The sequence below is a fragment of the uncultured Romboutsia sp. genome (assembly GCF_958366745.1).
Lineage (GTDB): Bacteria > Bacillota > Clostridia > Peptostreptococcales > Peptostreptococcaceae > Romboutsia > Romboutsia timonensis.
This window is the reverse complement of record NZ_CATXCO010000142.1, coordinates 1-6,449: the sequence shown is the minus strand read 5'-3', so window position 1 is coordinate 6,449 and position 6,449 is coordinate 1. Positions and strand designations below refer to the sequence as shown.

The following is a 6,449-nucleotide window of genomic DNA, read 5'->3' as shown; positions in this document are numbered from 1 at the left end:
ACTATAATTAGTAAGAGCGTAAGTATATATTTAAAAGATAAGTACATAACAGATATAGAATGTAAAGGCAATACATATTTAGTAGATAGATTTGAATTTGATGAGTATTTAGTAAGAGCTTACGAAAAGAAGGGTGGAAAGTTATTAGAAAATACTAAAATAAAAAATATTGATACAGAAAATAATATTATAACTTTATACGATAATCAAAATATAAAATTTAAATATATAATAGGAGCAGATGGGGCAGTAGGTATTACGCGTTCTTTAGTTGATAAAGATATAAAGCCTAATGGGTTTTGTTTGCAAGTAGATGTAGATAAAATAAATACAAACTATAATAGTGATAAAATGTCTATGTACTATGGTGTACTTCCTTATGGTTACGGTTGGATATTTCCTAAAAAGAACCATCTAAGTGTTGGATTCATAGGTGAGTATGATAAAAAGATAGACTATAAATGTGAATTTGAAAAATTTTTAAGTAGTGTAGGTATTAATTGTGATAGAAGTGAGTTTAAAGGTGCATTTATACCATTTGGACAATATCTAAATAAACCTATAAATCAAGACAAAAATTTACTGCTAGTAGGTGATGCTGCTGGATTTGTAGACCCAATAACAGGAGAAGGAATATACTTTGCCGTTTTATCTGGTCTAAAAGCTTCAGAAACAATTGTTAAAGCTATAAAAAATGAAGATATAAATATTATAGATGAATATACTTATGAAGTTTATAATATTACTAATAGTATAAAAAAAGGAAGTAAACTAAAAAAAGTAATATATAACTACAAAAATCCAATATTTAATTCTATGAAAAATAAAAAAATAGGAAGCTTTATGTTCAATGATTGTGTATACAATTCTAATTATGACATACTAAAAACTTTAAACAATAAAAGACTGTAGATAATTAACTATCTACAGTCTTTTATTAACAGTTACAAACATAGGTAAAGCCATCACTTCCAATGATATATATAACACATTTATTTTTATTTTCTAAAGCTAGATAATGATTATTATATGGAACTAAATATTCAAAAGTTAAACCATTATCATAAGTTATAAGAATTGTTTTTACAAAATCAGAGCTTAAATCTAGATAAGTATCATTAACTAAAACTGAATATAAATTTTTTAATTCTAAACTAGCCTCTATTCGATTATTATTTATTTCAACTTCTTTATCGTGTATTATATACATAATATTGCTTCCTCTATGCCAAGCACTTTCAAATTCGCTAAGCTTATATCTTCTAGTTACTGATTCGTTGCTTTTACCAGCAGGATCATTTACAACTACATAATCAATACCATCTTTTTTCTCAAATCCGCGAACAACTAAAATATGACCAGCTGTGGTTATTGGAGCATTTTCTATGTAAGGATACTCTAAATTATTTATATCATTAGTATATTTCACACTTACAGCTACTGGATATTCGCTATATATTTCTCTTTTTAAGCTTTTTAAATTACCGTACTCAACAAAAGATTCATATCCAAGACTAGATGCAAATGCAACATTAAATAACCAGTTACCAAAAGCCTCATAGTCATAATCAAAACAAGACCATGCAGTTTCTTCAACTATTAAGTTTTCATTTCTTCTATTAAGCAACATAGTTATACTTGTTGGACTACAAATAACACTTACTATATTTTTATCTCTTATATATTGAGAATATGAAGGAACATCTATTATTTTATCTGAAGGAATTTCTATACTCTTTAGACGAGGGGTGTTATCTTTGTATGAAATTACAAATTGCCTTATTGATGGTGTTACATTAGTATTTTCGGTATGCAATAGTGCACGTATTTGTATTTTAGAGGCAGTATCTGTATAGTTACCTTTAATTATAAATTCGTCAGTACTAATTTTAGCAAGATGTGAGTCAGGACTTTTAGAGCTTCTTTTTATATGAGTCCCCCATTTACCAAAAGAAAGCCAATCTGACCATTCATATGTAGAATTTTTATTATCATCATAATAAGAAATAAATGCTCGTGCTTGAACTTCAATCCATGTACCTTTAGGTGTTTCACAATTCCATGAAACTAAAAGTCTTTTAAATGTTTTTAGGTTTATTACTTGAGAAGTATATATACCATATTCTATGTATTTATTATTGTTACTTGATAAAACTATAGCACCTGTACCTATATTTTTATCTATTGATAAATTTTCTAAATTACCTAATAAAAAATCTTCATATGTATTTATAAAAAACAGATTTTCATTCATAGAAAAACCTCCTTTACAATAAAAAATGATAATCTATAAAAACTATGCTTAGTTAAATTTAAAATAGATGAACTATATAAGTTTAGTTGTTAATAAATAATTGAATTTTTATATTTGTATAAATTTCTATAAATTATAGGAAAGTCCTTGAATTTTATAATACTTATACAAAATTATATTTTACAAATAGGAATTTAAGTAGTTATTATAGAAAGTTTTAAAGTAGTTATTTATACAGGAGTAAATATAATGAATGGATAAAATTTCTATTAGAATATTTTTATTCATAAAAAGTTAATTAGTATAATAAATTATAACGGATATGTGTAAATTTACAAAAATGTTATGAAAAATAGATAATATTTTTTTATTCTACATGGTTAAAAAAATAATTATATAGAGTTATGAATTTTAATTTACAGATTGGGGTATTAAATTAAATATTAGTGAAATAGAGGTGAAGATATGGATACTATAAGTATTATAAATAAATTATATAATGAAAATAATGCATCAAGAGAAGAGTTATTATATTTATTAGATAATATAGATTCTAAATCTAAAGAGCTACTTATAGAAAAAGCTCATAAAACTAGGCTAAAATATTTTAAAAATAAAGTATATATAAGAGGGCTAGTAGAATTGACAAGTTTTTGTAAAAAAGATTGTCTATATTGTGGATTAAGAAGAACAAATAAAAATGCACAAAGGTATAGGTTAAGCAAGGAAGAAGTATTAGAGTGTGTAAGAGCAGGAGATAAATTAGGATATAAGACAATTGTTTTACAAGGTGGAGAAGATGCATACTTTAATGATGAAGTAATGGTAGATATTATTAAATCTATAAAAAAAGAGTTTCCAAATAATGCAATAACATTATCTCTTGGAGAGAGAAGTTATGAATCTTATAAAAAAATGTATGATGCAGGTGCTGATAGATATCTTTTAAGACATGAAAGTGCATCTAAAAAGTTATACGAAGATATACATCCTGGTGAACCTTTTGAGATTAGAAGAAAGTGCTTAAAGAACTTAAAGGATATAGGATATCAAGCGGGTGCTGGGTTTATGGTTGGAATACCTAATCAAACTAATGAAGACTTAGTTAATGATTTATTATTTGTAAAAGAATTTGAACCAGCTATGTGTGGAATAGGACCATTTATACCACATAAAGATACACCTCTTAAAGATTATGAACATGGAAGTTTAGAAAAGACTATTATATGTTTAGCTATAGTTAGATTATTACTTCCGAAGGTTTTACTTCCTGCCACAACAGCTTTATCAAGTATATCTGAAAATGGAAGAGAAGAGGGATTAAAGGCTGGAGGAAATGTTATAATGCCTAATCTATCACCAATGAGTGTTAGAAAAAAGTACTCTTTATATGATAACAAAGCATATATATTAGATGAAGATGCTCAGTATAAAAAGATGATAGAAGAAAAGTTAAAGAAAGTAGGATTTGAGATAGAGATAACAAGAGGAGATAATCCAGACTTTGTAGAAAAATTATAAAAGGGGGAAATAGCAATGTTTATAAATCATGAATATATATACAAAATTCTTGAAGAAACTAAAAATCCAAGTAACGAACGAATAAAAGAAGTATTAAATAGAGCTAAAAATAGAGAAGGATTAGATTATAAAGATATAGCAATACTTCTTCAAGCAGAAGATGAAAAGGATCTAAAAGAAATCTATTCTTTAGCAGGTGAAATAAAAAAAGATATATATGGAAAGAGAGTTGTTGTATTTGCACCTCTTTATGTAAGTGATTATTGTGTAAATAATTGTGTTTATTGTGGCTACAAAAGAGATAACAAATTTAATAGAAGAAGACTTACAATGGATGAAGTAGCTCAAGAGGTAAAAATATTAGAACAAATGGGTCATAAGAGATTAGCACTTGAACTTGGAGAAGATCCAGTTAATGCACCTATAGATTATGTACTAGAATGTTTAGATACAATATATAAAACACAAAATAATAACGGTGAAATAAGAAGAGTAAATGTAAATATTGCAGCTACAACAGTAGAAAATTATAAGTTACTTAAAGAAAAAGGTATAGGAACTTATATATTATTCCAAGAAACATATCATAAACCAACATATGATAAAATGCATCCAAAGTCATTAAAGGGAGATTATAATTATCATTTAACTGCTTTTGATAGAGCTATGGAAGCTGGTATTGATGATGTTGGAGCAGGAGTTTTATTTGGATTAGCAGATCCTAGATTTGAAGTATTAGGCCTTATGATGCATAATGCTCATTTAGAAGAAAAGTTTGGAGTTGGATTCCATACAATATCAGTTCCAAGACTTCAACCTGCAAATGGTGTGAGTTTAGAAAACTACCCACATTTATTAGATGATAAAATGTTTAAAAAGATTGTTGCTATACTTAGAATAGCAGTTCCTTTTACTGGTCTTATACTTTCAACAAGAGAAACACCAGAGATGAGAAAAGAGTTATTAAAATATGGTGTATCTCAAATATCTGCTGGTTCTTCAACAGGGGTTGGTGGATATAAAGAAAGAGAAGAAGGTAAAGAAGTTAAACAATTTAAAACAAATGATGAAAGAAGTCCAATAGAAATATTAAAAGAATTATTAAGTGATGGATATATACCAAGTTATTGTACAGCTTGTTATAGAAAAGGAAGAACAGGAGATAGATTTATGAGCCTAGCAAAATCAGGTAACATAAAATATGTCTGTGAACCAAATGCTTTAATGACTTTACTTGAGTTTACTCTAGATTACGGTGATGAAGAACTATATAAAAAGTCTTTAGAAATAATAGATAAAGAAGTTGAAAATATAGAAAGAGAAGATATAAAGTCATTAACAAAAGAAAGTATGGAAAAAATGAAAAAAGGGCAAAGAGATTTTTATCTTTAGGAGGCAAAAATGAACACAACTCCAAATGCAAATAGAAAACATATTGGAATATATGGAAACACTAATAGTGGAAAATCTTCATTAATGAATAAAATACTAGGACAGGATATATCATTAGTATCAAATGTTGAAGGAACAACAACAGACCCAGTTCAAAAAGCAATGGAGCTTATTCCATTTGGGCCAGTACTTTTAATAGATACAGCAGGACTTGAAGATAAAAGCCAATTAGGTGAAATAAGGGTTAAAAAAAGCTTTGAATATTTAAAAAGATTAGACTTTGCTATATATGTAGTAGATGGAAAAAATTTAGATGTAGATACTTATAAAAAGTGGAAAAGAGAAGCTAATAAATACAACATAAAGCACATGGTTGTTGTAAATAAATTAGATAGATTAAGTGATGATGAAAGAAGTAATATAAATAACATTTTTGATAAGCCACTTTTTATATCAGCTAAAAATAATGAAAATATAGATAAATTAAAAGATGAACTTATAAAGTCTTTAGAACAAGATGAAGAAGACAAACCCATAGTAGGAGATTTACTTCCTTATGGATCAAATGTAGTTTTAGTTGTACCAATAGATTCTGAAGCTCCAAAGGGAAGAATTATACTTCCACAAGTTCAAGTTATAAGAGATTGTTTAGACCATGGTATAAAAACTTACGTTGTAAGAGATACAGAACTTGAAGATGCATTAAAAGAAATTAAAAATATAGATTTAGTTATAACTGATTCACAAGCTTTTAAAGAAGTAGATAAGATAGTTCCTAAAGAAATAAATTTAACTAGCTTTTCTATATTATTTGCAAGACAAAAAGGAGAGCTTAACGACTTTTTAGAAGGAGCAAATAAATTAAAGAATTTAAAGCCTGGTAATAAAATATTAATATGTGAAAGTTGTACTCATAATGTATCGCATGAAGATATAGGTAGAGTAAAAATACCTAGGATGTTAACTAAAATTGCTGGTGGAGAGTTAAATTTAGAGTACAAAGTAGGTTATGACTTCAATGAAGATGTAGAAAAGTATGATATGGTAATACACTGTGGTGCATGTATGGTAAATAGAAAAAGTGTAATAAATAAAATTAATCTATGTAAAGAAAAGAATGTTCCTATAACTAATTATGGTTTAGTTATAGCATATTTTACAGGTATCTTAGATAGAAGTGTAGAAATCTTTAAGTAATAAATTAAATAACAAAAGAGTATCCTAAATATAAAATGGACCCTTTGTCAAGTACACTAGAAAAAAAGGGTTCTTAAGAAGTTAC

The 6,449-nt window shown here is 26.8% G+C and carries 5 protein-coding genes; 4 read left to right on the top strand and 1 reads right to left on the bottom strand.

Features of this window, described 5'->3' with window-relative positions:
* On the top strand, positions 1 to 912 hold a 912-nt coding region (locus Q5F54_RS09435; protein ID WP_302334307.1), incomplete at its 5' end, for an NAD(P)/FAD-dependent oxidoreductase.
* 25 nt (positions 913 to 937) lie between these two features.
* Here the strand turns inward: Q5F54_RS09435 and Q5F54_RS09430 are convergent.
* Positions 938 to 2,254 (bottom strand): C39 family peptidase, encoded by a 1,317-nt coding sequence (locus tag Q5F54_RS09430; RefSeq protein WP_302334306.1) that lies wholly within the window; start codon positions 2,252 to 2,254, stop codon positions 938 to 940.
* A gap of 465 nt (positions 2,255 to 2,719) precedes the next feature.
* Here Q5F54_RS09430 and hydE point away from each other — a divergent pair, with 465 nt between their 5' ends.
* The 3 genes from hydE to hydF are packed head-to-tail and all read left to right on the top strand — an operon-like array spanning position 2,720 to position 6,364.
* Entirely contained in the window at positions 2,720 to 3,775 is a 1,056-nt protein-coding gene (gene hydE, locus Q5F54_RS09425) for a [FeFe] hydrogenase H-cluster radical SAM maturase HydE (protein ID WP_071120914.1), read from the top strand.
* Between the two features lie 15 nt (positions 3,776 to 3,790).
* Positions 3,791 to 5,167: a [FeFe] hydrogenase H-cluster radical SAM maturase HydG gene (gene hydG / locus Q5F54_RS09420; RefSeq protein ID WP_302334305.1), complete on the top strand. Its 1,377-nt coding sequence runs from the start codon at positions 3,791 to 3,793 to the stop codon at positions 5,165 to 5,167.
* Positions 5,168 to 5,176: 9 nt separating this feature from the next.
* Complete coding sequence (gene hydF / locus Q5F54_RS09415) at positions 5,177 to 6,364, top strand: [FeFe] hydrogenase H-cluster maturation GTPase HydF (RefSeq protein ID WP_281539117.1); 1,188 nt, start codon at positions 5,177 to 5,179, stop codon at positions 6,362 to 6,364.
* The last annotated feature ends 85 nt before the right edge of the window (positions 6,365 to 6,449 follow it).

What these genes read in the sequence shown, in the direction of transcription:
- Q5F54_RS09430 (WP_302334306.1), bottom strand. Translation starts at nt 2,254, where the DNA reads ATGAATGAAAATCTGTTTTTTATAAATACATATGAAGATTTTTTATTA.
- hydE (WP_071120914.1), top strand. Translation starts at nt 2,720, where the DNA reads ATGGATACTATAAGTATTATAAATAAATTATATAATGAAAATAATGCA.
- hydG (WP_302334305.1), top strand. Translation starts at nt 3,791, where the DNA reads ATGTTTATAAATCATGAATATATATACAAAATTCTTGAAGAAACTAAA.
- hydF (WP_281539117.1), top strand. Translation starts at nt 5,177, where the DNA reads ATGAACACAACTCCAAATGCAAATAGAAAACATATTGGAATATATGGA.